Raw genomic sequence first — 23650 nt, 5'->3', positions numbered from 1 at the left:
CGGCATGCGGCAAGGCTGGCCCGGAGCGGCACAATCACGCACAATGCCAGGCTGTCCACCATTGCTGCCGATCCTGTTCATGTCCTTGCCGGTCCTCCTCTCCGCCATGGCCAGCAGCCTCCTGCTGCCGCCCGTCTCGCCCCTCCTGCTGTACCTGGCCGGGCGATGGCTGCGCCGCCGCGCGCCGCGCAGCGGTCTGGCCCTGATGCTGCTGGGGATGATGATCCTGCTGGTCCTCAGTACCCGCGTCGGCGCCCTGTGGACGGTACGCCCCCTGGAAGACCAGTATCCGCCGCTGACCAGCCCCGGCGATGCCCAGGCCATCGTCATCCTGGGATCGGGTCGGGTCGACCGGGCGCCGGAATACGGTGGCAGCGACGACGCCACCGCCCTCGGCATGAAGCGGCTGCAATACGGTGCCTATCTGGCGCGCCAGACCGGCCTGCCCATCCTGGTGACCGGCGGCAGCCCCGACGGTTCGCCGGAAAGCGAAGCCGCCCTGATGACGCGCGACCTGCAGCGCGATTTCGGGGTAGCGGTGCGATGGCAGGAGCGGCAGGCCGACACCACGGCCCAGAACGCCAGCCATTCGGCCGCCATGCTCAAGGCCGATGGCGTCACGCGCATCCTGCTGGTCACCGACAGCATCCACATGCCGCGCGCCATGCGCGTATTCACGCAGACGGGCTTGCAGGTCCGGGCAGCGCCTACCCTGTTCCACGGTCGGTCACGCCCGCGACCCACCGACTACCTGCCGCGCGCCGGCAACCTTGAGCTGGCCAGTTATGCCCTGCGTGAACGGATCGGCCTGTGGTGGTATCGGTTCCGCTCGGCGCTGGAGCAGTGAAATTGTCCCGCACCGCACCATTCATTTCCGAAAATGAGCGCACTTGCGCCTCCTGTTCCGGCATTCAGCAAGGCAATACCGGGTTAGAGTGGCAAGGTCGCGCGCATTTCATCTGCGAAAGCCCGTGAACACCACCTTGACTTGGCAACAATGACGCTCACGCAAGACGATGCACCAGGCCCGCGGGGTCCGCTGCCATCGTCCAGGCACGACGATGCCGGCGAGCGTCCAGATAAAAATTGGGAGATTACATCATGGGCCAGTTATCCTTCAGCAAGAAGCTGTGGCTGCCACTCGTATTGAGCCTCGTCGCCCTTCTGGCGATTTCCGTCTTCAGCGCCTATATGGTGCGCGACGTGCGCCTGGAAGAGCGCAAGAACGATCTGACCAACATCGGCCAGACCGCGCTGTCGCTGGTCAAGGCCTATGGCAGTCTGGCCGACAGTGGTGCCCTCACCAAGGAAGAGGCACAAAAACGTGCCAAGGCCGCCATCAAGAGTCTGCGCTACGGGACCGATGGCTACTTCTCGATTTCCACCTCGGCCCAGATCATCGTCATGCACCCGATCAAGACCGAACTGGACGGCAAGGACCTGACCAACTTCAAGGATCCGGCCGGCAACAACCTGTTCGTCGAGATCACCAAGGCCGGCAGCAAGCCCGGCGGCGGCTTCGTGCACTACCTGTGGCCCAAGGTCGGCGCGGCCGAACCGGTGGCCAAGACTTCCTTCGTGATCGCCTACCAGCCCTGGGACTGGAACCTGACTACCGGCGCCTACATGGATGACATCAACGCTGCCTTCATGGGCACGCTGGCCCGCATGGCGATCCTGTTCGCCGTGGTCGCCGCCGCCCTGGTGGGGCTGGTGATCGTGATCAACCGCGGCATCCTGCGCACCATCGGCGGCGATCCGGCCAAGGCGGCCGAGGTCGCCAACCGCATCGCCCAGGGTGACCTCACCCCCAACATCCAGACTGCGCCGGGCGACCAGAGCAGCCTGCTGTACGCGGTGCGCAGCATGCGTGACTCCCTGCTGAGCACCATCGCCAATATCAAGACTTCGGCCGATACCATCGCCACGGCCAGCCACGAAATCGCCAGCGGCAACCTCGACCTGTCCAGTCGCACCGAGCAGCAGGCCGGTTCCATCGAGGAAACCGCCTCGGCCATGGAAGAACTGACCGCCACCGTCAGGCAGAACGCCGACAACGCGCGCCAGGCCAACCAACTGGCCGAATCGGCATCGGACGTGGCGATCCAGGGCGGTAGCGTGGTCGGCCAGGTGGTGCAGACCATGGAAGGCATCACCGACAGCTCGCGCAAGATTGCCGACATCATCGGCGTGATCGACGGCATCGCCTTCCAGACCAATATCCTGGCCTTGAATGCGGCCGTGGAAGCGGCCCGTGCCGGCGAACAGGGGCGCGGCTTTGCGGTGGTGGCCTCGGAGGTGCGTTCGCTGGCCCAGCGTTCGGCCTCGGCGGCCAAGGAAATCAAGACCCTCATCGATGACTCGGTGAGCAAGGTCGATACCGGCAGCAAGCTGGTGGAACAGGCCGGCGCCACCATGACCGAAGTGGTGGCCAGCGTACGTCGGGTCACCGACATCGTCGGCGAGATCAGCTCGGCCAGCCAGGAACAGAGTGCCGGCATCGCCGAAGTCGGCCGCGCCATCACGCAGATGGATGAAGGCACGCAGCAGAACGCCGCACTGGTGGAGCAAGCTGCTGCCGCCGCGCAATCGCTGCAGGACCAGGCCGCTACCCTGGCCGGACTGGTAGGACGTTTCCAGATCGATGGCAACCAGGCACGTACCGCCCAGGCCACGCCAGTGGCACCGGCCGCACCCGTGGCCGCCAGGGCGGCACCGCGCCCGGCGCCGACGGCTGCGGCGCCACGCAAGCCGGCGACGACGTCGGCTGCTCATGCGGCCATTGCCGCACCCAAGGCAGCCGCAGCCAAACCCGCTGCCGCACCAGCCGCCAAGACCGAGCCACAGGCCGAGAAGACAGCCGCCAAGCCGGCCGCCAAAGCCTCGCGCCTGCCTGCCGGAGAAGATGAAGGGGATTGGGAAACCTTCTGAGCCAATGAGCGCAGTACCGCCAGCCCGCTTCGTGCGGGCTTTTTCATGGGTGATGCAACTCAGGCCAGGGCGGCGCGGTTTTCCCCGACCAGACGACGGATCAGACCGGTATCAGGCGGCACCGCCAGGGCGCGCGCCGTATCCTGCTTGCCGCTGGCCAGAAGGCCCTGTGCACCGGCCGCAATGGTGTATTCGCTATGGCAGGCCGGACAGTACAGAGTATCGCCCACGGCCGCGTGGCGCGGCTGCACGATGATCGGACCGCAACTGAGGCAGCGTTGCAGGGGGATACCCTCGTCGCTGTGACCGACGATGTGGGCCAGTTCCGGATGGGACTGCAAGCCGATGAACAGCTGACCCAGCTCTGCATCGAACTGCTTGCCCAGCTCGCCCCCGATGATCTCCATGGCGCGGGCGATCGGCATGCCGCTGCGGTAGGGGCGCGTGCTGGTCATGGCATCGAAGGCATCGCAGATGCCGACGATGCGCGCAGCCAGCGGGATGTCCTCGCCGCGTCGTCCGTAGGGGTAGCCGCGGCCATCCGGCGTTTCGTGATGCAGCAGCACGGCCTCTTCGGCCAGCGCCGCCAGCGGGTGGCCGGCCAGCATGCGATGGCCGATCTCGGGATGGGTCCGGATGACCGCATATTCCGCGTCATCCAGTCGCGATTTCTTGCCCAGCACGGCATCGGGAATGCCGATCTTGCCCAGGTCATGCAGGAACGCGCCGATCGTGATGCGCGCCACCTGCTGCGCAGGCAATCCGGCCGACTCGGCCAGCAAACGCGAGAGCCGCGCCACCCGCCACAGATGCCCGCCCGTGTAGGGATCGCGCGCCTCGACCGCCCAGGCCAGCAGAAACAGACTCATCAGCAACTGCTCGTCACGTGCAGCCTGGCCTGCAGCGGTCCTTTGCGTGGCCCGCTGCCACAGGGAAAGCAAACTCATTGGAAAACTCCCGGGAACTTACCAGCGCAACAGGCGCGGACCCAGCAGCAAGCCGACCGCTGCCGGGATGAGAATGCCCAGCAAGTACCAGACGCCCCAGAAGGGAACGCCCATTTCCGGGCAATGCAGGCAATACACCATGGTCGCACTGGCGCCGGCCAGCAGCCCGGCCACGGCGCCGGTCAGGCGCAGCCGCGTCGGCGCCATGCCGCGTACGGCCCAGAAGATGCCGATGAACAGCGGCACCGACAACAGCGCGATATTGAAGGGGCAACTGCGCCAGCTGATCCCCATCAACAGCGGCAGACGCTGCGCCACCGGCGCACTGAGCAGCACCGTGACGCCACCCAGCCAGAGCGCCAGGCCGGGCAAGGCAATGCCGGCCCAGCGCGCACCCACGCGCAGCCCCGGACGCACCAGACGCCGCAGCACCAGCAGGGTACCCACGGTCAGCGTGGTGGGAAAAGCCAGCTTGATCCAGAACAGCGGCACCCCCAGCATCACGGTCAGATCGGGGCGCAGTCCATAGATCGGCAGCATCAGCAGCAACGAACCCAGGCCGCCCAGCAGCAATGCCAGGGCCATCTGCCTGGCCGGCAGGCGACGGTCCACCGGCGCTACGTCACCGGCCATCATCGAAATAAGGTCATCAGTCTTCATGCTTGCAGTTTCTCCCGGATCTTCAGGGCCAGGGCCTTGAGGCCGCGATGGATCCCCACCTTGACGGCCGATTCCGACATCCCCGTCAGTTGCGCCGTCTCGGCTACCGACAGGCCCTCCAGCTTGACGTGCACGATCGGCAGGCGCTGCTTGTCGGGCAGCTCCTCCAGCAGGGCGCCGACATCGCGCCGGGCCTGGGCCGGTTCGTCGTCACAGACGGCCAGCAGGTCATGCTCTTCCTCCAGCGGATCATTGAAGGCTTCGCGGCGCGAGCGCGCGCGCAGGAAGTCCATCAGCTTGTAGCGCGCGATGGCATGCACCCAGGCCGTCAACGGCTGGTCGGGACGATAGGTGTGACGGGCGTTGTGGATGGCCAGCAGGGTTTCCTGCACGACGTCCTCGACGTCATCCTGCAGATGCAGATGGACCAGCCGCTTGCGCAGGAAAGCGCGCAGGCGTCCGCTGAGTTCGGCCAGGAATTGGCGATAGGCCACGGCGTCACCGTCGAGACCGGCCAGCAGCAGCGTACGCAGGCGTTCCTCGGCCGGGTGCGAAGGCTTGCCGGGAAGACCGGCCAGGTCACCCGACAAGGCCGGGCCGCCAGTGGCCAACAGGAAAGGACTCTCAGTCATGAGCACGCCGACAGATTACCAACGAAGCAGCCATGGGCCACACAAGGCGCCGACCCCCGTCGGCAGCGCCACCCCCAGTACATACCAGACGCCCCAGAACGGCGGCGCCATCTCCACGCAATAAAGTGAATAGACTAGCACGCCCTGGGCACCGGCCACCAAACCGGCCACGGCACCGGCTGCGCGCAGTTGCGTAGGTGCCAGTCCGCGCAGGAACCACAGCATCGTTGCCAGCGTGGGCAGCGACAGCAAGGCCACATTGGCCGAACAGACCTCCCAGCTGCTCCCCAGCAGCAGCTCCAGACGCTGCGAGGGTGGTGCCAGCGCCAGCCAGCTGCCGCCAGCCAGCCACAACAGGGCCGGCGGCAGCAGCAATCCCGCTGCCGGTGCCAGGCCGATGCGCATGCCCGGCAGCGCCAGCCGGGATGCGGCCAGTTGTCCGGCCAGCAGCGCAGCCAGCGGAAACGAGACCTTCATCCAGAACAAAGGCTGCAGCAGCAGGGTGCGCAGGTCGCTGCGGACCCCATACAGAATGGCCAGCAGCAGCGCCGCTCCCATCAGGCCCAAGGCCAGCGCCACGGCCATGCGCGCGGCCACGTTGCGCACCAGGGTGCGCTGGCCGGGGCCGGCGGAACCTCCGGTGCCGGTGGCCAGCATGTTGACCAGTTCCATCGTTTTCATTCACATCCCCTGTTTCGCCCCTGCGGGCAGACTGCGCAACGGCGCGCTCTCCTGTGTATTCGTTCACAAAACCGTTTGGGTTACAGCAAGCGCGAAAAATATTTCTTCAAAAAATTTTCGATGCGCTGTAACCGGCCAGCCTCCGCCTGCGAATTAACCATCAGACCGGCAGCCTGGCTGCAGCAAATCAGCCTGCGCCGGTCAGTGTCATCTTCCACTTCATTCCATTTCAAGGAGTACACCATGAACCACCGCCTCGTCGCCACCGCCGCCCTGACCCTCGCCACCCTCGCCTCCGGCGCAGCCATGGCGCAAGACAAGCAACCGATGAACAAGACTGCCGTCGAGAAGTGCTATGGCGTTTCCATGGCCGGCCAGAACGACTGCAAGGCTGGTGAAGGCACCACCTGCGCCGGCACGGCCAAGATGGATTACCAGGGCAATGCCTGGAAGAACGTTCCGGCCGGCACCTGCACTTCCATCAAGACCCCGCGCGGCATGGGCTCGCTCAAGCCGATCTGATCCATCCGGAGCCAATGGTCATGACAGCGCACCTCCTCACTGCCGGCCTGGGCCTCAAGCCGCAGCACTTCGATGCGGCCCTGGCCTGCACCACGCCCGGGCTGTGGTTCGAAGTCCATCCGGAGAACTACCTGATGGAAGGCGGCCCCCGACTGGCCTGGCTGCAGGCCATCCGGGAAAGGCATCCGGTGGCCCTGCACGGGGTGTCGCTGTCATTGGCCGGGCCGCAAGCGCCCGATCCCGCTCATCTGCGCCAGCTGGCACAACTGGCCCGACGTATCGAACCGGTACTGGTCTCCGAACACCTGGCCTGGTCACGTGCCGGCGCACACTACCTGCCCGACCTGTTACCCGTGCCGCGCACGACCGAGATGCTGGCGCGCGTGGCCGCCAACATCAGCCGTACCCAGGATGTCCTGCAGCGTCGCATCGCGCTGGAGAATCCTTCTCACTATCTGCGCATGGAAAGGCACAGCTGGAGCGAGCCGGAATTCCTGCAAGAGCTGGTACGCCGCACCGGTTGCGGCTTGCTGGTCGATGTCAACAATGTCCACGTCAGCGCCTGCAACCTGGGTATCGATGCCACCGATTACCTCGACCAGTTGCCGGCGGAGGCCATCCTCGAAATCCACCTGGCCGGCCACAGTGCCGACGCCCATCTTCCCGGCCTGCTGGTCGATTCGCATGATGCACCGATCGCGGCCCCGGTCTGGGCCTTGTACCAGCATCTGCTGGCCCGTACCGGCCCCCGCCCCACGCTGATCGAACGCGACGGCAACGTGCCGGCCTTCGATGTGCTGCTGGCCGAGCGCGACATGGCCGCTGCATTGCTTCATCCGCAGGTACCGGCACCAGAGGAGCAGCCCGCATGAATGCCCCCGAGAGCCGCTATCACGACGCGTTCCTGCAGGCCCTCCTGAGCGGTCATAGCGACGATCCCGAGATCGGCGCGCTGCTCGCCCAGCCGGCTTTCGCGATCTATCGCAATACCGTCTTCAAGGGCTGCGTCGATGCGCTGCTGGCCAACTATCCCGCAGTGCACCGGCTGGTGGGTCGCGCATGGATGGAATCAGCCGCACTGGAGTTCGCGCGTCACCACTTGCCGCGCCAGGCCAGCCTGATCGCCTATGGCGAAGGCTTTGCCGAATTTCTCGGTACGCTGGAGGCCGCACGCGCCCTGCCCTATCTGCCCGGCATCGCCCTGCTGGATCGCTGCTGGACCGAATCCCACCTGGCCGCCGACCAGCCCGTCCTGGCAGGCGCGGCCCTGCACACCGCACTGGCCGAGGGCCGGGATGTGACCCTGGTCCCGCATGCCGCCTGCCGCTGGCATCACGATGGGCAACATCCGGTCTACACCATCTGGAACGCCAACCGCAACGAAGAAGACGCCACGGAACTGGCCCCGCAATGGTGCGGCGAGGGCGCCCTGCTCACCCGCCCCCACGGCCAGGTGCAATGGCAGGCACTGGGCCCGGGCGGCTGCCGTTTCCTCGATGCCTGTCGCGATGGCTGCGCCATCGCCAGTGCAGCCGACCAGGCGCTGACACACGAGCCCGGGCTGGACCTTGCCCTGCTGCTGGGCCAGCTGGTTCTGGCCGGCGCCTTTACTTCCTTCTATTGAACACCCCCACGGAGACCCTCATGGAACCGCCTCTCACCCTGGAAGCCACGGCCCGCCCGCGTCCCCCCCTCTACACCCGCGCCGCCGACCTGGCCAGCCGCCTCATCAGCGATTCACTGCTGGCCCTGGTGGCACGGCTGTCGATTGCCGCCATCTTCTTCCTCTCCGGCCGGACCAAGGTCAGCGGATGGCTGCACATCAAGGACAGCACCTATGTCCTGTTCCAGGAGGAATATCGCCTGCCGTTGGTACCGCCCGACCTGGCTGCACACCTGGCCACCTATGCCGAACACTTCTTCCCGCTGCTGCTGGTGCTGGGCCTGTTCACGCGCGGCGCGGCGCTGGCGTTGCTGGGCATGACGGCGGTCATCGAGATCTTCGTCTACCCGGATGCCTGGCCAACCCACCTGTCGTGGGCCGGTCTGTTGCTGCTGCTGGTGGCACGCGGTGGTGGTGCCTGGTCACTGGACCGGCGCCTGGGCCTGCACTGATCGAGGGAGACCATCATGTTGACCAGAATGAAGCTGCGCACTGCCCTGCTGCTGGTACTGGGGCTGTTGACCCTGGCGCTGTGGCTGGCGGTGGCCATGGCCTGGCAGGGCGCGCGCTCGGCAAGCCGTGCCACTGCTGCGCTGATCGAACTGTCGGATCGTCACATCCAGCCCCTGCATGACACCGAGCGCCTGTTTCTGACCACCCTGATCAACATGGACAACGCCTACATCAATCTGGTCAAGGGCGATGAAATCAAGTCCAATGACTACAGCCGACGGGCCTCGGCCGCCCTGCAGGAAGCCCGCAAGGCTTTCGACGGCTACCGCCAGGGCCTCACTCCGCAAGCCCTGGCCGAGCCCGAGGCACTGCGTGTCTCGGCGGCCTATGACAGTTACATCAAGGTGTTGAACCAGCGCGAGGTGGCGCTGTATGACGTGTCGCTGGACGACTACGCCGCCGCCACCGTCAGCGCAGAAGCAGCCGATCGCGAATTTGCCGCCACCCTGCGCGCCGTGATCCAGCGTGCGGAACAGGTCAAGGACGGTCTGCGCCAGGCCTCCGAACGCCGCTCGGCCCAGGCCTCGCTACTGGCCGTATCCATGCTGGCGGCGTCCATCCTGCTCATCGGCGTCTGCTGGCTGCTGTTCGACCGCCTGCTGCTGCGACCGCTCAAGCGCGCCGCCGAACATTTCGACCGCATCGCCGACGGTGATCTGAGTCGCCCGGTACAAGGCATCTCCGGCAATGAAATCGGTGTACTCCTGGCCGCATTGCAGCGCATGCAGCGCGGCGTGGCCCGCACCGTCGACGACATCCGCGAGGCCACCCGCGACCTGCATCACGGCGTCGCCGATATCGCCCAGGGCAACGGCGAACTGGCGCAGCGTACGCAGTCCCAGGCCAGTACGCTGGAGTCGACTGCGGCCACCCTGGAACGGCTCTCCGGTGCCGTGCGCAACAATGCCCAGAACGCCGGCCGCACCAATGCAATGGCGGCTGCCGCCGCCCGCGATGCCGAGCGCGGTGGCCAGGTCATGGGCGGCATCGCCGGTGCAATGGCCGAGGTCACGGCAGGGGCAGCACGGATCTCCGACATCGTCAGCGTGATCGACGGCATCGCCTTCCAGACCAACATCCTGGCCCTGAATGCCTCGGTGGAAGCCGCCCGCGCCGGCAGCCAGGGCCGCGGCTTCGCCGTCGTGGCCTCGGAGGTGCGCTCGCTGGCGCTGCGCAGTGCGCAGGCCGCGCGCGAGGTCAAGGACCTGATCGCCACCTCGATCGGCTCGGTCGACCACGCCGCAGAACAGGTCAAGGAAGCCGACCAGGCCATCGTCCAGATCGTGCAGTCGTTCGGCCATGTCATGACCACCGTCAACGAGATCGCCACGGCGACACAGGAACAGGCCGAAGGCATTTCCCAGGTCAGTCTCAGCCTGGCGGACATGGACCGTGCGACCCGGCAGAACGCGACCCTGGTCGAACAGACTGCGGCAGCCGCCGACGCCCTGACCGAACAGGCGGCTACGCTCACGGCGTCGGTGGCCGTCTTCACCCTGGCCGTCCCTGCCGCCATGAGCAGCACAGACACGACCGATGCGCAGACCCTGTCGCTGCCCCGGCTGGCGGTTTCGAGTCAATAAATTCACATCGCCCCGACGATGACACCAAGAGGAGACCCCCCATGACGTCCAGCGGCGCCCTGGAAGAACTGATCGAAGAAAGCTTCACTTCGGCCTTCAACCACCATGCAGCGGGCCGCCTCGATGCGGCCGAAGAAGACTATCGCCTCATCCTCGCCATGGAAGAGCAGCACGCCCCGGCCCAGCATTACCTGGGCGTGCTGCTGCATCAGTGCGGTCGCCACGAGGAAGGATTGGCGCTGATGCACGAGGCCGCGCGCAACGCCCCGCCTGATGCCGACTGGTGCAACGATCTGGGCAATGTTCTGTTCGCCTGCGGACGTTTCGAGGAAGCGGCACCGGCCTATGAACAGGCCCTGGACTTGCGGGCGGCAGATGCGCAACTGTGGACCAACCTGGCCGCAGCGCGGCGCGCCCTGGGCCAGACCGACGCCGCCATCGCCGCCGGCGAAGAGGCCTTGCAGTACGACCCACACTGCCTGGCCGCCCTGCATCAGCTGGCAGAGCTTTACGCCCAGCTGGGCGATCGCATGCAGAGTTCGCGCTACCAGTGCATGGCCTTCGTGCTACCGCCGCACGTGGGCAAGTCGCGCGAGCTGCTGGCGATCTCCTTCTATTTCCTGGGGCGGATGGAGCAAGCCGCAGAAGTATGCCGGCAATGGTTGCTGGAGGAGCCCGGCCACCCTATCGCCAGCCACATGTTTGCCGCCTATGCCGGACTGCCCAGCGACACGGTCCCGCGTGACTACATCGTGCAGCGCTTCGATGACTACGCCGATCACTTCGACAGCAACCTCGTTACGCACCTGGACTACCGTGGGCCGCAAGTGCTGGACGCGATGCTGCAGGCGGGCCTGGCCGACGCAGCACCGGTCAATGTCCTGGACGCCGGTTGCGGCACCGGCCTGTGCGCGCCGGTACTGGCGCCCTATGCGCAGGCGCTGGAAGGCATCGACCTGTCCCCCAACATGCTGCGCCACGCTGCACGGCATGCACAATACACCGCGCTGGCCGAAGCCGACGCGGTGGAGTGGATGAGGGCTCATCCGGCACGTTATGGCCTGGTCGCGGCCTGCGACGTGCTGATCTACTGTGGCCAGCTGGCCTCGTTCTTCGGGGCAGCCGTACAAGCCTTGCAGGAAGGCGGCCACCTGATCTTCACCGTCGAACTGGCGGACGAAGAACGTGCCACTGGCTACTATCTTCACGCCAGCGGTCGCTTCCGCCACCAGCGCAGCTATGTGCAACAGTGCCTGCAGGAGGCCGGGCTGGCGATGGTGCTGGTGCGCGAGGAAAGCCTGCGCGTGGAAATGCAGCAACCCGTGCCGGGACTGGTCGTCCTGGCACGGCGCTGAGCGAGCAATGCTGACGCGCGTCGGCGGATAGTCGGCGGCATGTCGGCAGGTTCAGAAATAAGCATGCCGCCACGGCAACTCATCCACAAAAGCATGTCCACCATGCAACATCCCCGCAGAAAGCTTCATTTTTTGTTGCACTTTTCGACCAAGGTACAGTCGTAGCTCCATTCGGCATGGCTTAGAATAGTCCCAGCTCACGACGTAATCGATTGGACCGTACCGGCCTGCAGCGCGATGAATCCCCGCTCTTCATTGCCCGCCAGATATCCCCGGTACGACATCTGAAAAGGAAAACGGAATGACGCAGTCTCCCAAAAATATCTCGGCCCTGATGTGTGAGCTCAGCGTGGCGCTGGCGGAACTGTCGGAGAAGATGAGCAATCTCTCGGTCACGCTGGAAAACACCTATCTGCAATCCGACGCCCCGGAACCGGCTGCCCTGATGGAAGCCGCCCGGGAAACCATCGACAAGGCGCGCAACGGCTGAGCGGGCGCTTCGACCTCACCGGGTCTCAAGCTCCTCTCAACTCCCTTCCACCTCACCGGCAGCCGGATCCCCTCCGGTCTGCCCGGCCAGCCGCAAGACACGCCAGGGCATCAACTCCCCCACGCTCCGCTCAGAAATCGTATTTCAGCTCGGCAAAGACCGTGCGCTGCGGGAAGGGATGGAACAGGAAATAATCCCGGTTGGTCAGGTTGTCCACGCCCAGCGCTGCGCTCCAGTGACGGTCGATGCGATAGCGCACACGGGCGTCGAAGACGGTATAGCCATCAAAGCCCTGATAGGTGTGGGTGTTGATGTCGGTATTGTCGACGGTGGCATAGACCCGTCCGCTGTATCGCCCCGCCAGCGTATAGGTCCAGCGGTCATCGGGCTTGTAGCTGGCCACCAGGGTGGCGCGCCATTCGGGTACATAGGGCGTGCGCTTGCCGACCGAGGTGGCACCGGCCGTGGTGGCCACATAGCTGCTGTTGTCCAGGATGCGGGCATCCACCCATGTCACGCTGCCATTGAGGGAGAAGCCGCGCATGAACAGATCGTTGCGCTCGAAGGCGGCCTCGATGCCGCGCTGGCGCGTGCGATCCACGTTCTGCGTGAAGGAGGCCACGCCGCTGCCGATGGTCGAGGTCTGCGAGATCAGCGCATCGGATACCCGCTCTTCAAACAGCGACACGCGCCATTTTCCCCGCCCTTGCGGCAACTGCTTCTCGATGGCCAGTTCGGTGGACCAGACTTTCTCCGGTTTGAGATTGGGATTGGCCTGCAGATAGACGCCATTGAGCAGCACGTTCTGGTACAGCTCGCCCACGGTCGGGAAGCGCAATGCGCGGCCACTCGAGAGTGTCGCCATCCAGTCGTCGGCAAAGGCCCAGGCCAGCGAAGCCTTGGGCGAGAGCCCGTTGTGACTGACCTGCGGCTGGTTCACCGCAAAGACGGTATTGCCCGAGGTCGACACATTGCGTCCATCGAAAGCGCGCCACCATTCGTAACGCGCCCCCAGCGTGGCCTTGAGTGCTGGGGCAAGATGCCACACATCCTGTGCCCACAGCGCCGAGGTCTCGGTCTTGCCGCGCGAGTCCGAGGCCAGCGTGCCATTGCCGCCGCTGATCCAGTTGCTGGTATTCCAGGTGGGCGTGGCCAGGGTATAACGATCCACATGCGCACCGAAACTGACGACCTGGGCACTCCCCGCAGGGCGCCAGATGCCCTTGGCGTCGACCGTGCTCCAGCCGGTGCCGCTGGCATCGGCAATGGTACCGGCGCCGCCGCTCTGGCCGGCCGGGAAGGCGGTGGTAGAGGTGCGGGTCAGGTCGCGCGACGCCGACAAGGTCGAGGCGGCCACTTGCCAGTCCCACTGACCACCGGTCTTGCTGCGCAGCTCCAGCGACTGCATCCATTGCTGCTGGTCTACGTCATTGCTGGCGAAGCTGCTGGTATAGACCGTGGCGCCACTGGCATTGTTCAGGAAACTCTGCGGATTGGCATGGGCCTGGTTCTGCCAGAAGCCCAGCGTATAGGTCGCCGTGAGCGCCGGCGTGAAGTCATAGGAAACCTTCAGCCGTGCCGTATCCTGCACGGTGTGGGTGAGATTGCCGGCCCCCAGCACGTAGAGATTCTTGCCCGTGCGATCCTGCGTCGGCACCGCTCCGGTGGTGCCGGCCGGTGCGCTGGCGGCGGTGATGTAGGTCACCGGCTGCGAATAGCTGTCCAGGTGATTGACCGAGAAGCGCCAGGCCAGGGGCCCGCTGCGATTACCCAGACCGACGTTGTATTCCTGTGCGCGATAGGTGCCGGAAGCGCCGTAATGGCTGAAATCCTGCTGCGCGTATTGCGCCTTGATGCTGGCCTCGAACTGCTGTGGCATGCGCGTGGTGATCTCGGTCACGGCACCGTAGGAGTTGCCCGGATACTCGGCCGCGAAGGGGCCATACATCACGTCGATGCGCTCGATCTCTTCCGGTGCCACCATGAACCAGCGTGGCGAACCATTGCCGTTGTTGTTGTTCACCAGTGCCGAGAGCAGGATGCCATCGGCATAGATCAGGCTGCGCGCGCTGGCGTTTACACCCGTGGTGCGGGTGGCCAGCGGCGACTGGGTATCGCCGATATAGCGCTTGCGCACCGACAGGCTGGGCAGATACTTGAGCGCATCCGAACTGTCGGTGACGTTGATGCTGTCGGCGGCCGTGTCGGCAGTGACGCTGGCCGTGGTCTGCGGCAACTGCTTGCGCTCGGCGACCGATCCGCTGCCGTGCACCTCGACGGTCGGCAAGGCCGTTGGCTCGTTGCTGGCAGTCTCGCTCCCGGTTTGCTGTGCCAGTGCACTGCCGCTCCAGGCGCACAGCACGGCCAGGAGCAAGGGCGAGGGACGCAGATCAATGAACCGGGAAGATGACTGCGACGGCGAGCGAGATGACGAGGATGGGGAAGAAACAAGCAGCGTGTTCATGGCGAGGATGTCCGGACTTTTCTTGGTATCGTGAGGGAAGCGCGCGCAGCCGCACCCGCGACCGCCGTGACGTTCGCACTCCCTGTTTTTTTCATCGGCGCAATCTATCACGCAGCTTGTACGCCGCGCTCCGGCCAGTCTGCTGCCGGCCGGCAAGAGCGCGTCGCATGCCCGGAAAAAATCCTTTGCACACAAGCAGTTAGCCACGCCGACCGACAAAAAAATGGGCTGCGACATATTGCCGCAGCCCGCAAATACAACAGAGAGGAGGTGAGATTGGACCCGATTTCCGGGCCCCTTCCCTTAATCCAAATCAAATGCGCTGCGCGCATGCGAGCGCTTCTACCGTCGCGCAAAACATCCGGAGCAGCCATCACAATCACGACAAGACCAAGCCCGCGCGCCCGCTGTAGCGGAGCAGCTCGCCGCCACCACGCACGATCTTTGCAAGGCGCTGCCCCATGGCCAGCTGTCCGTCCACCACCCAAACAGGGTATGATCGCTACCCGCCTGAGCACGGCCGGGTCAATGCGAGTCAATGCTTCGCAGGCGGCCCGTCCGTGCCACGCCAGCGACGCCGTGCTCACCGGCCGCGTCAGCACGATCCGCTTCACCCGCATCACCAGGAGAACCCCCATCCATGCTTCGCCGCAACCCTTCCGGCCATCGGCCCCAAGTCCACGAATCTGCCTATGTCGACCACACCGCCATCCTGTGCGGCAAGGTGATCGTGCATGAGAATGTCTTCATCGGCCCCTATGCCGTGATCCGCGCCGACGAAGTCGATGACCAGGGCGAGATGGAGCCCATCGTCATCGGTGCCCATTCCAACATCCAGGATGGCGTGGTGATCCACTCCAAGTCGGGCGCTGCGGTCACCATCGGCGAGCGCACCTCGATTGCCCATCGCGCCATCGTGCATGGTCCCTGCTCGGTGGGCGATGGTGCCTTCATCGGCTTCAACAGCGTGCTCTTCAATTGCAGCATCGGCGCCGGTTGCGTGGTGCGCCACAATGCCGTGGTCGACGGTTGCGACCTGCCGCCGGGATTCTACGTGCCGTCCACCGAACGGATCGGACCCAAGACCGACCTGGCCACCATCCCGCGCGTAACGGTGGCCGCCTCGGAATTCTCCGAAGATGTGGCCCGCACCAACAATGAGCTGGTGCGCGGCTACAAGCAGTTGCAGAACGAGTTCTGAACCCTGCCTCCTGCCGATGACATAAAAAAATCCGGCTTCTGGCGTGAAGACCGGATTTTTCATTTATCGCTTCAGTCGATGATTCAGGCCCCTCCCATCAACTGCCGCGATAAGTGGAATAGGCCCAGGGCGAGACCACCAGCGGCACATGATAGTTCTGGCTGGCATCGGCCACGCCGAAGGCGATCACCACCTCATCGACGAAACGCGGTTCCGGCAGGCTCACGCCCTGCCCCACAAAATATTCGCCGGCGGCAAATACCAGCTCGTACTTGCCGGGCAGCAGGGCCTCACCTTCCAGCAGCGGCGCATCGCAACGGCCATCGCTGTTGGTGACGGCATGCTTGAGCAGCGTCTTGCCCTCGGCAGTGACCGCGTAAAGCGCCAGCTTCACGCCCGCGCCCGGCTTGCCCTTGGTGATATCCAGCACGTGCGTGCTCAGTTTGCCCATGTTGCTATCCTTTCCCTTTGTGATAGATGAGTCGTCCTGGGGGCCGATGATATACCGCCGCCCGCCGATGCCTATACGAGTGCGCTTATACCGGCCATCCTCGCAGCGGACATAATGCCTTACCGCGTCACCCCCTGCCAAACCGGAGTCCACATCCGGTGCGCGGATCACGGCTGCGGCATCAAGGCCAGAAAATCCTAAATCATTTATATCAATAAACATCCATCACTGGAGGAGACACCATGCCCATTTCATCCCTGCGCCGACACGGCCTGCTTGCCGGCGTTCTGCTCGTGACCGCCGGCAGCACGCTGGCGGCCGACTGGTCCGACAATTCGATCGGCTATCGTTACGGCACCCGCTTTGCCGAACCCTACAATTCGCAGGACATCAGCAAGAACATCCTCAACTTCCAGCATGCCAGCGGCTACAAGTACGGCACCAATTTCCTCAACGTCGACCTGCTGATGTCGGACCGCAAGGATGACAACGCCCAGGAAGCCTATCTCACCTATCGCCATACGCTGGACCTGGGCAAGATCAGCGGCCGCGATCTGTCCTTCGGACCGGCGCGCGGCGTGGGCCTGACGCTGGGCCTGGACTGGAACACCAAGAATGACAACAGCTACGCCTCCAAGAAGCGCATGTGGGTCATCGGCCCGACCCTGATGATGGATGTGCCGGGCTTCCTGAACGTGAGCGTGCTGGCACTGTTCGAGAGCAACCAACCCAAGGGCGTCAGCAGCCGCTACCGCTATGACACCCACCCGATGCTGAACCTGGCCTGGGGCATTCCCCTGGGTACATCCGGTTGGGCCTTCGAAGGCTACATGAACTACATCGCCGCCAAGGGCAAGAACGAGTTCGGCGGTGCCACCGCCCCCGAACTGAACTTCGACGGGCAGCTCATGTACGACGTCGGCACCGCCATGGGCCTGGGCAAGAACACCTTCCGTCTGGGGCTGGAATACCAGTACTGGCGCAACAAGTTCGGCAACCCCGGCAACGTCCCCGGCTCGCTGGCGAAGACGCCGATGGTACGTGCCGAATATCACTTCTGATCCACGCCTGATCCACGCCTGATCCGCCCAGGGGGGCTCATTCTTTTCTTCCAGGATTCAGACTATTCTGATTGAAAAAAATCGAGTTCCCCGATTCAAATAGCGCGCTTTAAAACTCCTGCAAAAAATCGAAATTTTCAGGAGTTCTTTTTTTCGCCCCGCTTCCTATACTCGTCAGGATCCGTTCCCGGCATGTCTGTCCGTCCGGCCGGATATTCCTGACCTCTCCCCGCCAGCCCTTGCCCGACCGCGCTTCCCGCTTTTCTGCATAAAGCTTCATATCGCGCCGGATACCGCTCTTTGCCAGCCCAGAGTTTTCGCAACCCTTACTCTCGGAACCTGACATGAGCTTCATCAAGAGCCGCAAGCACCCTATCTCCACTCCTTCCACCCCTTCCGCTGCCTCCACGCCTTCCTGTCTCACGGCTGCCATCGCCGGCGCCCTGCTGCTGCCGGTGGTCGCTGCGCAGGCCCAGTCACCCCGTGCGCAACTGCCTGCCGTGCAGGTCGATGCCGTCAAGGACTCACCCTACAAGGCCGAGCAATCGGCCTCACCCAAGTACAGCCAGCCGCTGGTGGATACCCCGCAGACCCTGCAGATCCTCAAACGTCCGCTGATGGAACAGCAAGGTGCCACGACCCTGACCGAGGTCCTGCGCAATACCCCCGGCGTGGGCACCTTCTTCCTCGGCGAGAACGGCAGCACCAGCACCGGTGATACGGTCTACATGCGCGGCTTCGACGCCTCCAGCAATATCTTCGTGGACAACGTGCGCGACCTGGGCGCCATCTCGCGTGACGTCTTCAACCTGCAGCAGGTGGAAGTTCTCAAGGGCGCCGCCGGTACCGACAACGGACGCGGCTCGCCGACCGGGGCCATCAACCTGGTCAGCAAGCAACCCGAACTGACCGACGCGGTGACGGCCAGCGGCACCTATGGCAGCTGGAACCAGAAACGCCTCACCGTCGACTGGAACCAGGTGCTGGTCCCCGAGCAGGGCCTGGCGCTGCGCCTGAACCTGATGAAGCAGAACAGCGGTGTACCTGGCCGTCACGAAGTCCACAGCCGCCGCGACGGCTTCGCCCCCTCGCTGGCCTGGGGCCTGAACACGCCGACCCGCATCTATTTCAATTACCTGCACATGGAGCAGCACAACCGGCCCGATGGCGGCGTGATCACCCTCGGCCTGCCCGGCTACAGTTCGCCTGATCTTGCTCGACCTTTCATCTCCCGTGCACCCAAAGTGAATCCGAGCAATTACTACGGCCATCGCGATGATTACGACCGGGTCAATGCCGACATGTACACGCTGCGGGTGGAGCACGATATCGCCCCCGAACTCAAGCTGCACAACACCACCCGCTACGCCCGTACCGACCAGGATTACCGTCTGGCCTCCTTCATCGCCACCGGATCCGACCGCGGCCGCTTCAAGACCGGCATCATCACGCCTTCGGCCACTGATCGCAGCAGTTGGCTGCTGGCTCGCAACATCGTTACCCGGCGCGATCAGGCCAACGAAATCATGAGCAACCAGACCCATGTCACGACGCAATGGCAGACCGGGCGGATCCGTCATACGCTGGTCGGCGGGCTGGAATTGACGCGTGAACGCCAGCGCTCGCTGTCCTTCGGTACGGACGGCTTCCGCCCCTATGCCAACCTGTACCAGCCGAATCCGCACTTTGACGAATCAGCGGTGCGCATCAGTACCACCGGCAGCAACGAAGGGCAGACCGATACCGTCTCGCTGTACGTGCTGGACACCCTCAAGTTCAACGAGCGCTGGTCGCTCAACCTGGGGCTGCGCGAGGACCATTACCGCACCTCCTTCACCGGCATCGCCTCGGGCAGCCTCACGCAACTCTCGAGCTCGGGCAATCTGCTGAGCTGGAAGCTGGCGGCTGTCTTCAAGCCCACCAGCTACAGCAGCGTCTATGCCCTGCTGGCAACATCGCAGCAACCGCCGGGCGGCAACAATATCACCCTCAGCGCCAGCCGCCGGAACCCGTCGCACCCCGACTACGCGCCGCAAAAGACCCGCACCGCCGAGCTCGGCACCAAGTGGGATCTGCTCAATCGTCGCCTGGCCGTGACCGGGGCGCTGTACCGTACCGACGTGAGCAATGAAATCGAGGCAGGAACGCTGGCCGATACCTACTTCCAGATCGGAGAGAAACGTACCGACGGCGTGGAGCTGGGCGTCACCGGCGAGATCACCCCTGACATTTCGCTCACCGCCGGCTATAGCCGCATGAACAGCCGGGTCAATCAGGGACGTGTGGCCACCGCCAGCGGCGAAAACTATCTGGCCTACGCACCGCGTCAGTCCTTCACCTCATGGGCGACCTGGCGCGCGGCACCGGGCCTGGCGCTGGGTGGAGGTCTGCGCTACACCGACGGCCTGCTGCGCGGCACGGACACCAATGCCGTGGGCACGCCCACTCGCACCGATGCCTACTGGCTGGTCGATGCCATGGCCAGCTACGCGATCAACAAGACGGTGGAGCTGCAGTTCAATGTCACCAACCTGTTCAACAAGCAATACGCCGCCGCCATCAACAAGAGCGGCTACCGCTATACCCCAGGCGGTGCGCGTGCCGTCTCGCTGACGGGCAACTTCCGCTTCTGATGACTTCCTCCGGTGGCGGCGTTCTGCCGCCACTGCCCCCCCGTCTCCCCTTCCTGCAACGCCTTCCTGCAAATCATTTATCACGTTGACCAAAACGGCAGAAGCACGGTGTATTTTCCTCACCACATGCCGAGCCATCCTGCCGATGCCCGCCATGCCCGAGCCCGCGCGGACCATCGGACTGCTGACCGCATCCGACCGGCTGTGACAATGGACTACATGCCAACTTTTTCAGGAATAAGAATCACTTTTATTTTCAATATGTATATAATTGTAAGCATCCTGATTCAATTCGTTACAAAAAAGACCGATACGGGATACACAAAAAGACAACCTCGCCAGCCATTGCGGCGGAGCCTGCCAGGTCATTTCTGACCACGCGATTGCCCGTTCGACTCGTAGCCAGCCAAGAGAACCCTCAACAATTTCTCTCGGAACCAAGCCATGAGTTACATCAAGAGCCGCAAGCACGCACAACCCGCGTTTGCCTCGACCCGCCTGTCTGCTGCCGTTGCCGGCGCCCTGCTGCTGCCCGCCGTGGGCGTGCATGCCCAGACCAGCAGCGCTCTGCCCAAGGTCGAAGTGACCGCCACCCAGGAATCGGACTACAAGGCTGACAAGGCTTCCTCGGCCAAGTACAGCCAGCCGCTGGTCGATACCCCGCAGACCCTGACCGTGATCAAGAAGCAGCTGATCGACCAGCAAGGCGCCACCACCCTGACCGAAGCCCTGCGCAACAGTCCTGGCGTGGGCACCTTCTATCTCGGCGAGAACGGCTCGACCAATACCGGCGACGCCATCTACATGCGTGGCTTCGACAGTTCCAGCGCCATCTTCGTGGACAACGTACGCGACCTGGGTTCGATCTCGCGCGACATGTTCAACATCCAGCAGGTGGAAGTCCTGAAGGGACCCGCGGGGACCGACAATGGCCGTGGCTCGCCGACCGGCTCGATCAACCTGGTCACCAAGCAGGCCGAGATGAGCAACTTCTTCAATGCCTCGGCCACCTACGGCAGCTGGAACCAGAAGCGCGCCACCGCCGACTGGAACAAGGTGGTCGATGAAGAACGCGGCATCGCCCTGCGCCTGAACCTGATGAAGCAGGACAGCGGCGTACCCGGCCGTCACGAAGTCAAGAACGACCGCTGGGGCGTGGCGCCCTCGCTGGCCTTCGGCCTGAACAGCCCGACCCGCGTATTCCTGAACTACCTGCATATCGACCAGGACAACGTTCCCGATGGCGGCGTACCGACCATCGGCCTGCCCGGCTACACCTCGCCGGACAGCTCACGTTCCTTCCTGAGCGGTGCGGCGCGTGTGGATTCGTCCAACTTCTACGGCCTCTCGGGCGACTACGACAAGGTCACCTCCGACATGTTCACGGCGCGTGTGGAACATGACTTTTCCTCCGACGTCAAACTGCAGAACACCACCCGCTATGCCAAGACCAGCCAGGATTACCTGCTGACCTCCTTCATGGGAACCTCGGCCAACCTGGTTACCCCGTCGGCCAGCAATCCATCGGCGTGGACCATTTCGCGTTCCAATCCGACGCGCAAGGACCAGAGCAACGAGATCATCACCAACCAGACCAACATCACCGCCGACCTGCAGGCAGGAGGACTCAAGCACACCCTGGTGGGCGGAGTGGAATTCACCGAAGAAAAGCAGCATGCCCTGTCCTTCACCCGTAGCGGCACGCTCTCGGTGGCCAACCTGTACAACCCGAATCCGAACGATCCCAAGACCTACACGATGACGGCCACCGGCTACAACGACGGCAAGACCGACACCGTCTCGGCCTACCTGTTCGACACCATCAAGTTCAATGAGCACTGGGCGATCAATGCCGGCATCCGCGAAGACCACTACCGCACCACGTACTACGCCAACGCCGCCGGCACCATCACCAACCTGTCGACCTCGGGCAACCTGTTCAACTGGAAGCTGGCCGCCATCTACAAGCCCACCGACTACAGCAGCATCTACGCGCTGTATGCCACGTCGCAGCAGCCCCCGGGCGGCAGCAACTTCGCCCTGTCGGCCTCGGCCAACAGCGCTGCCAACAGCAACTACGCACCGCAAAAGACCAAGACTTCCGAGCTGGGCACCAAGTGGGATCTGCTGAACAAGAAGCTGGCCGTCACCGCCGCCCTGTTCCATACCGAAGTGACCAATGAAGTCGAGCGCGATCCGACCTCGCTGCAATACTTCCAGACCGGCAAGAAGACCGTGCAGGGCATCGAACTGGGCGTGACCGGTGACGTGACCAGCAATCTGTCGCTGGCGGCCGGCTATACCTGGATGGACACCAAGGTCGACAACGGCGCCATCGTCACCGCCTCCGGTGACAACAACCTGGCATACACCCCCAAGCAGGCCTTCACCTCGTGGGCGTCCTATCGCCTGCCGCATGGCTTCACCGTGGGGGGTGGTGCGCGCTACGTCAGCTCGCTGCTGCGCGGCACCGATGGTGCCGTCGGCACCCCCAAGTACGCCAACAGCTACTGGGTCTTCGACGGCATGATGGGTTACGTGGTGAACAAGAACGTCGATCTTCAGTTGAACATCTACAATATTTTCGACAAGGACTACGTAGCGGCCATCAACAAGAGCGGCTATCGTTATACCCCGGGCACGCCGCGTTCGGTGGCACTGACGGCCAACTTCAAGTTCTGAGACAGCGCCTCGCGATGACTTGATCTGCCTCAGTTGCGTCACTGCCGGTCTTGCTTAAAGTGAGGCTGCCCACTGAGTCCAGTCATGGATCAGCCAGACTTGACGGCCCCTCCTTCACGGGAGGGGCCTTTTCATTAGCGACAGGAGAAATTCATCATGATGCTGCACATCCCCGCCGTTCTCAGCGCCGACCAGGTGCGCCACATCCGCAGCGAGCTCGACCGTGCCGGCTGGGTCGATGGCCGCGAGACGGTGGGCGACCAGGGCGCGCGCGTCAAGCGCAACCGGCAGTTGCCGGAGCACTCGCCACTGGGTTTCCAGCTGGGCGAGATCATCCTCGACGCATTGCGCCGCAACCCGCTGTTCTTTGCCGCCGCCCTGCCCAAGAAGACCATGCCGCCGCTGTTCAACTGCTACGAGGGCGGCGAACACTATGGTCTGCATGTCGACGGTTCGGTGCGCAACCTGCCCAACGCAGCGGGCAGCCTGCGTACCGATGTCTCCTCCACGCTCTTTCTCTGCGACCCTGAGGAATACGACGGCGGCGAACTGGTCGTGGTCGATACCTATGGTACGCACGAAGTGAAGTTGCCGGCGGGTGACCTGATCGTCTATCCCTCCACCAGCCTGCACCGGGTGGAACCAGTCACGCGCGGGGCGCGCGTGTGCTCCTTCTTCTGGACCCAGAGCATGATCCGCGACGACTGGCGGCGCAGCATGCTCTTCGAACTGGACCGCAATATCTACAGCCTGCGCCAGAAGCTGGGCGATAGTGAGGAAGTGGTCGGGCTGACCGGGCACTATCACAATCTGTTGCGACAGTGGGCCGATGTCTGATTTCCAACAATTTTTTATTTGATTTATATCGTTGATGCAAATTTGACGTTCCCGTCATGCCAGCAACCAAGGGCCGTCCGGTGTTACCCGGACGGCCCTTGTGCTTTCCGTCAGCATCGCATCAGACGAAGCGCCCGATCGCTGCCATCACCGCCTGCCGCACCGATCCGCTGACCACGAAGTCATGCGCTGCCTGCACATCATCATGGAACCAGCGATCGCCCTCCAGGCAGGCCGGAATCTGTCGACGGATCTCCTCATACGCCGCCTGCGTGCCCTGTCCCAGCGTGAAGTCCTTGAGCAGTTCTTCGGTCATGGTCAGCGCCTGCGCGGCCAACAGCATT

The 23650-nt window shown here is 63.9% G+C and carries 21 protein-coding genes and 1 pseudogene; 14 read left to right on the top strand and 8 right to left on the bottom strand.

Going from position 1 to position 23650, the window contains the following annotated elements; all coding sequences use genetic code 11:
• Positions 1 to 79: 79 nt before the first annotated feature.
• A complete protein-coding gene (locus HNO82_RS09900) occupies positions 80 to 847 on the top strand; it encodes a YdcF family protein (RefSeq protein WP_175343595.1) in 768 nt (255 codons plus the stop codon).
• A gap of 254 nt (positions 848 to 1101) precedes the next feature.
• Complete coding sequence (locus HNO82_RS09895; RefSeq protein ID WP_175343594.1) at positions 1102 to 2931, top strand: methyl-accepting chemotaxis protein; 1830 nt, start codon at positions 1102 to 1104, stop codon at positions 2929 to 2931.
• 59 nt (positions 2932 to 2990) lie between these two features.
• On the opposite strand, the gene HNO82_RS09890 is transcribed toward HNO82_RS09895, so the two are convergent.
• The 5 genes from HNO82_RS09890 to HNO82_RS09870 all read right to left on the bottom strand — a co-directional run bounded on the left by HNO82_RS09890 (position 2991) and on the right by HNO82_RS09870 (position 6096).
• Positions 2991 to 3878, bottom strand: a complete 888-nt coding sequence (locus HNO82_RS09890; protein ID WP_175343593.1) for an HD domain-containing phosphohydrolase — start codon at positions 3876 to 3878, stop codon at positions 2991 to 2993.
• Between the two features lie 18 nt (positions 3879 to 3896).
• Positions 3897 to 4538 (bottom strand): DUF1109 domain-containing protein, encoded by a 642-nt coding sequence (locus tag HNO82_RS09885; protein ID WP_175343592.1) that lies wholly within the window; start codon positions 4536 to 4538, stop codon positions 3897 to 3899.
• Positions 4535 to 5170 (bottom strand): sigma-70 family RNA polymerase sigma factor, encoded by a 636-nt coding sequence (locus HNO82_RS09880; RefSeq protein ID WP_175343591.1) that lies wholly within the window; start codon positions 5168 to 5170, stop codon positions 4535 to 4537. Before HNO82_RS09880 ends, HNO82_RS09885 begins: the two co-directional genes overlap by 4 nt.
• A gap of 15 nt (positions 5171 to 5185) precedes the next feature.
• Positions 5186 to 5851 (bottom strand): DUF1109 domain-containing protein, encoded by a 666-nt coding sequence (locus HNO82_RS09875; protein ID WP_249776976.1) that lies wholly within the window; start codon positions 5849 to 5851, stop codon positions 5186 to 5188.
• An 80-nt stretch (positions 5852 to 5931) separates the two neighbouring features.
• Positions 5932 to 6096: a hypothetical protein gene (locus HNO82_RS09870; protein WP_175343590.1), complete on the bottom strand. Its 165-nt coding sequence runs from the start codon at positions 6094 to 6096 to the stop codon at positions 5932 to 5934.
• Between HNO82_RS09870 and HNO82_RS09865 the strand changes: the two genes are divergently transcribed.
• The 7 genes from HNO82_RS09865 to HNO82_RS09835 all read left to right on the top strand — a co-directional run bounded on the left by HNO82_RS09865 (position 6095) and on the right by HNO82_RS09835 (position 11977).
• Positions 6095 to 6373 carry a BufA1 family periplasmic bufferin-type metallophore gene (locus HNO82_RS09865; protein ID WP_008330675.1) on the top strand — a complete coding sequence of 93 codons (279 nt, stop codon included), beginning with the start codon at positions 6095 to 6097 and terminating at the stop codon, positions 6371 to 6373. The two genes, HNO82_RS09870 and HNO82_RS09865, sit on opposite strands and share 2 nt — an antisense overlap.
• Positions 6374 to 6393: 20 nt before the next feature.
• Positions 6394 to 7245, top strand: a complete 852-nt coding sequence (bufB, locus tag HNO82_RS09860; RefSeq protein WP_034351126.1) for an MNIO family bufferin maturase — start codon at positions 6394 to 6396, stop codon at positions 7243 to 7245.
• Positions 7242 to 7997: an HvfC/BufC N-terminal domain-containing protein gene (locus tag HNO82_RS09855; RefSeq protein WP_175343589.1), complete on the top strand. Its 756-nt coding sequence runs from the start codon at positions 7242 to 7244 to the stop codon at positions 7995 to 7997. The genes bufB and HNO82_RS09855 overlap by 4 nt, the downstream gene beginning before the upstream one ends.
• A 20-nt stretch (positions 7998 to 8017) precedes the next feature.
• Positions 8018 to 8488, top strand: a complete 471-nt coding sequence (locus tag HNO82_RS09850; protein WP_175343588.1) for a DoxX family protein — start codon at positions 8018 to 8020, stop codon at positions 8486 to 8488.
• A gap of 15 nt (positions 8489 to 8503) precedes the next feature.
• Positions 8504 to 10132, top strand: coding sequence for a methyl-accepting chemotaxis protein (locus tag HNO82_RS09845; RefSeq protein WP_008330695.1), 1629 nt, complete (start codon positions 8504 to 8506; stop codon positions 10130 to 10132).
• A 41-nt stretch (positions 10133 to 10173) separates the two neighbouring features.
• A complete protein-coding gene (locus HNO82_RS09840) occupies positions 10174 to 11487 on the top strand; it encodes a tetratricopeptide repeat protein (protein WP_175343587.1) in 1314 nt (437 codons plus the stop codon).
• Between the two features lie 301 nt (positions 11488 to 11788).
• Positions 11789 to 11977 carry a hypothetical protein gene (locus HNO82_RS09835; protein ID WP_008330704.1) on the top strand — a complete coding sequence of 63 codons (189 nt, stop codon included), beginning with the start codon at positions 11789 to 11791 and terminating at the stop codon, positions 11975 to 11977.
• 130 nt (positions 11978 to 12107) lie between these two features.
• On the opposite strand, the gene HNO82_RS09830 is transcribed toward HNO82_RS09835, so the two are convergent.
• The gene (locus HNO82_RS09830) at positions 12108 to 14441 is read right to left on the bottom strand and encodes a TonB-dependent receptor (RefSeq protein WP_249776975.1); all 2334 of its coding nucleotides are present in this window, start codon (positions 14439 to 14441) and stop codon (positions 12108 to 12110) included.
• A gap of 640 nt (positions 14442 to 15081) precedes the next feature.
• Between HNO82_RS09830 and HNO82_RS09825 the strand changes: the two genes are divergently transcribed.
• Entirely contained in the window at positions 15082 to 15642 is a 561-nt protein-coding gene (locus HNO82_RS09825) for a gamma carbonic anhydrase family protein (RefSeq protein ID WP_008330708.1), read from the top strand.
• A 97-nt stretch (positions 15643 to 15739) separates the two neighbouring features.
• On the opposite strand, the gene uraH is transcribed toward HNO82_RS09825, so the two are convergent.
• On the bottom strand, positions 15740 to 16093 hold the full coding sequence (gene uraH / locus HNO82_RS09820; protein WP_008330710.1) for a hydroxyisourate hydrolase: 354 nt from the start codon (positions 16091 to 16093) through the stop codon (positions 15740 to 15742).
• Positions 16094 to 16335: 242 nt separating this feature from the next.
• Between uraH and HNO82_RS09815 the strand changes: the two genes are divergently transcribed.
• The 4 genes from HNO82_RS09815 to HNO82_RS09800 all read left to right on the top strand — a co-directional run bounded on the left by HNO82_RS09815 (position 16336) and on the right by HNO82_RS09800 (position 23306).
• Entirely contained in the window at positions 16336 to 17154 is an 819-nt protein-coding gene (locus tag HNO82_RS09815; RefSeq protein ID WP_175343586.1) for an outer envelope protein, read from the top strand.
• Between the two features lie 344 nt (positions 17155 to 17498).
• Positions 17499 to 19787, top strand: coding sequence for a catecholate siderophore receptor Fiu (locus HNO82_RS09810; protein WP_175343585.1), 2289 nt, complete (start codon positions 17499 to 17501; stop codon positions 19785 to 19787).
• Between the two features lie 444 nt (positions 19788 to 20231).
• Complete coding sequence (locus HNO82_RS09805) at positions 20232 to 22469, top strand: catecholate siderophore receptor Fiu (RefSeq protein ID WP_175343584.1); 2238 nt, start codon at positions 20232 to 20234, stop codon at positions 22467 to 22469.
• 156 nt (positions 22470 to 22625) lie between these two features.
• Entirely contained in the window at positions 22626 to 23306 is a 681-nt protein-coding gene (locus HNO82_RS09800; RefSeq protein WP_175343583.1) for a Fe2+-dependent dioxygenase, read from the top strand.
• A gap of 121 nt (positions 23307 to 23427) precedes the next feature.
• On the opposite strand, the pseudogene HNO82_RS09795 reads toward HNO82_RS09800, so the two are convergent.
• Positions 23428 to 23650: pseudogene (locus HNO82_RS09795) on the bottom strand (aromatic amino acid lyase); the annotation flags it as partial.

It is taken from the genome of Herbaspirillum sp. C9C3, from assembly GCF_013359625.1.
GTDB lineage: Bacteria > Pseudomonadota > Gammaproteobacteria > Burkholderiales > Burkholderiaceae_D > Herbaspirillum.
The sequence above is the reverse complement of the archived record's forward strand: the minus strand, read 5'-3'. Positions and strand labels throughout refer to the sequence as shown.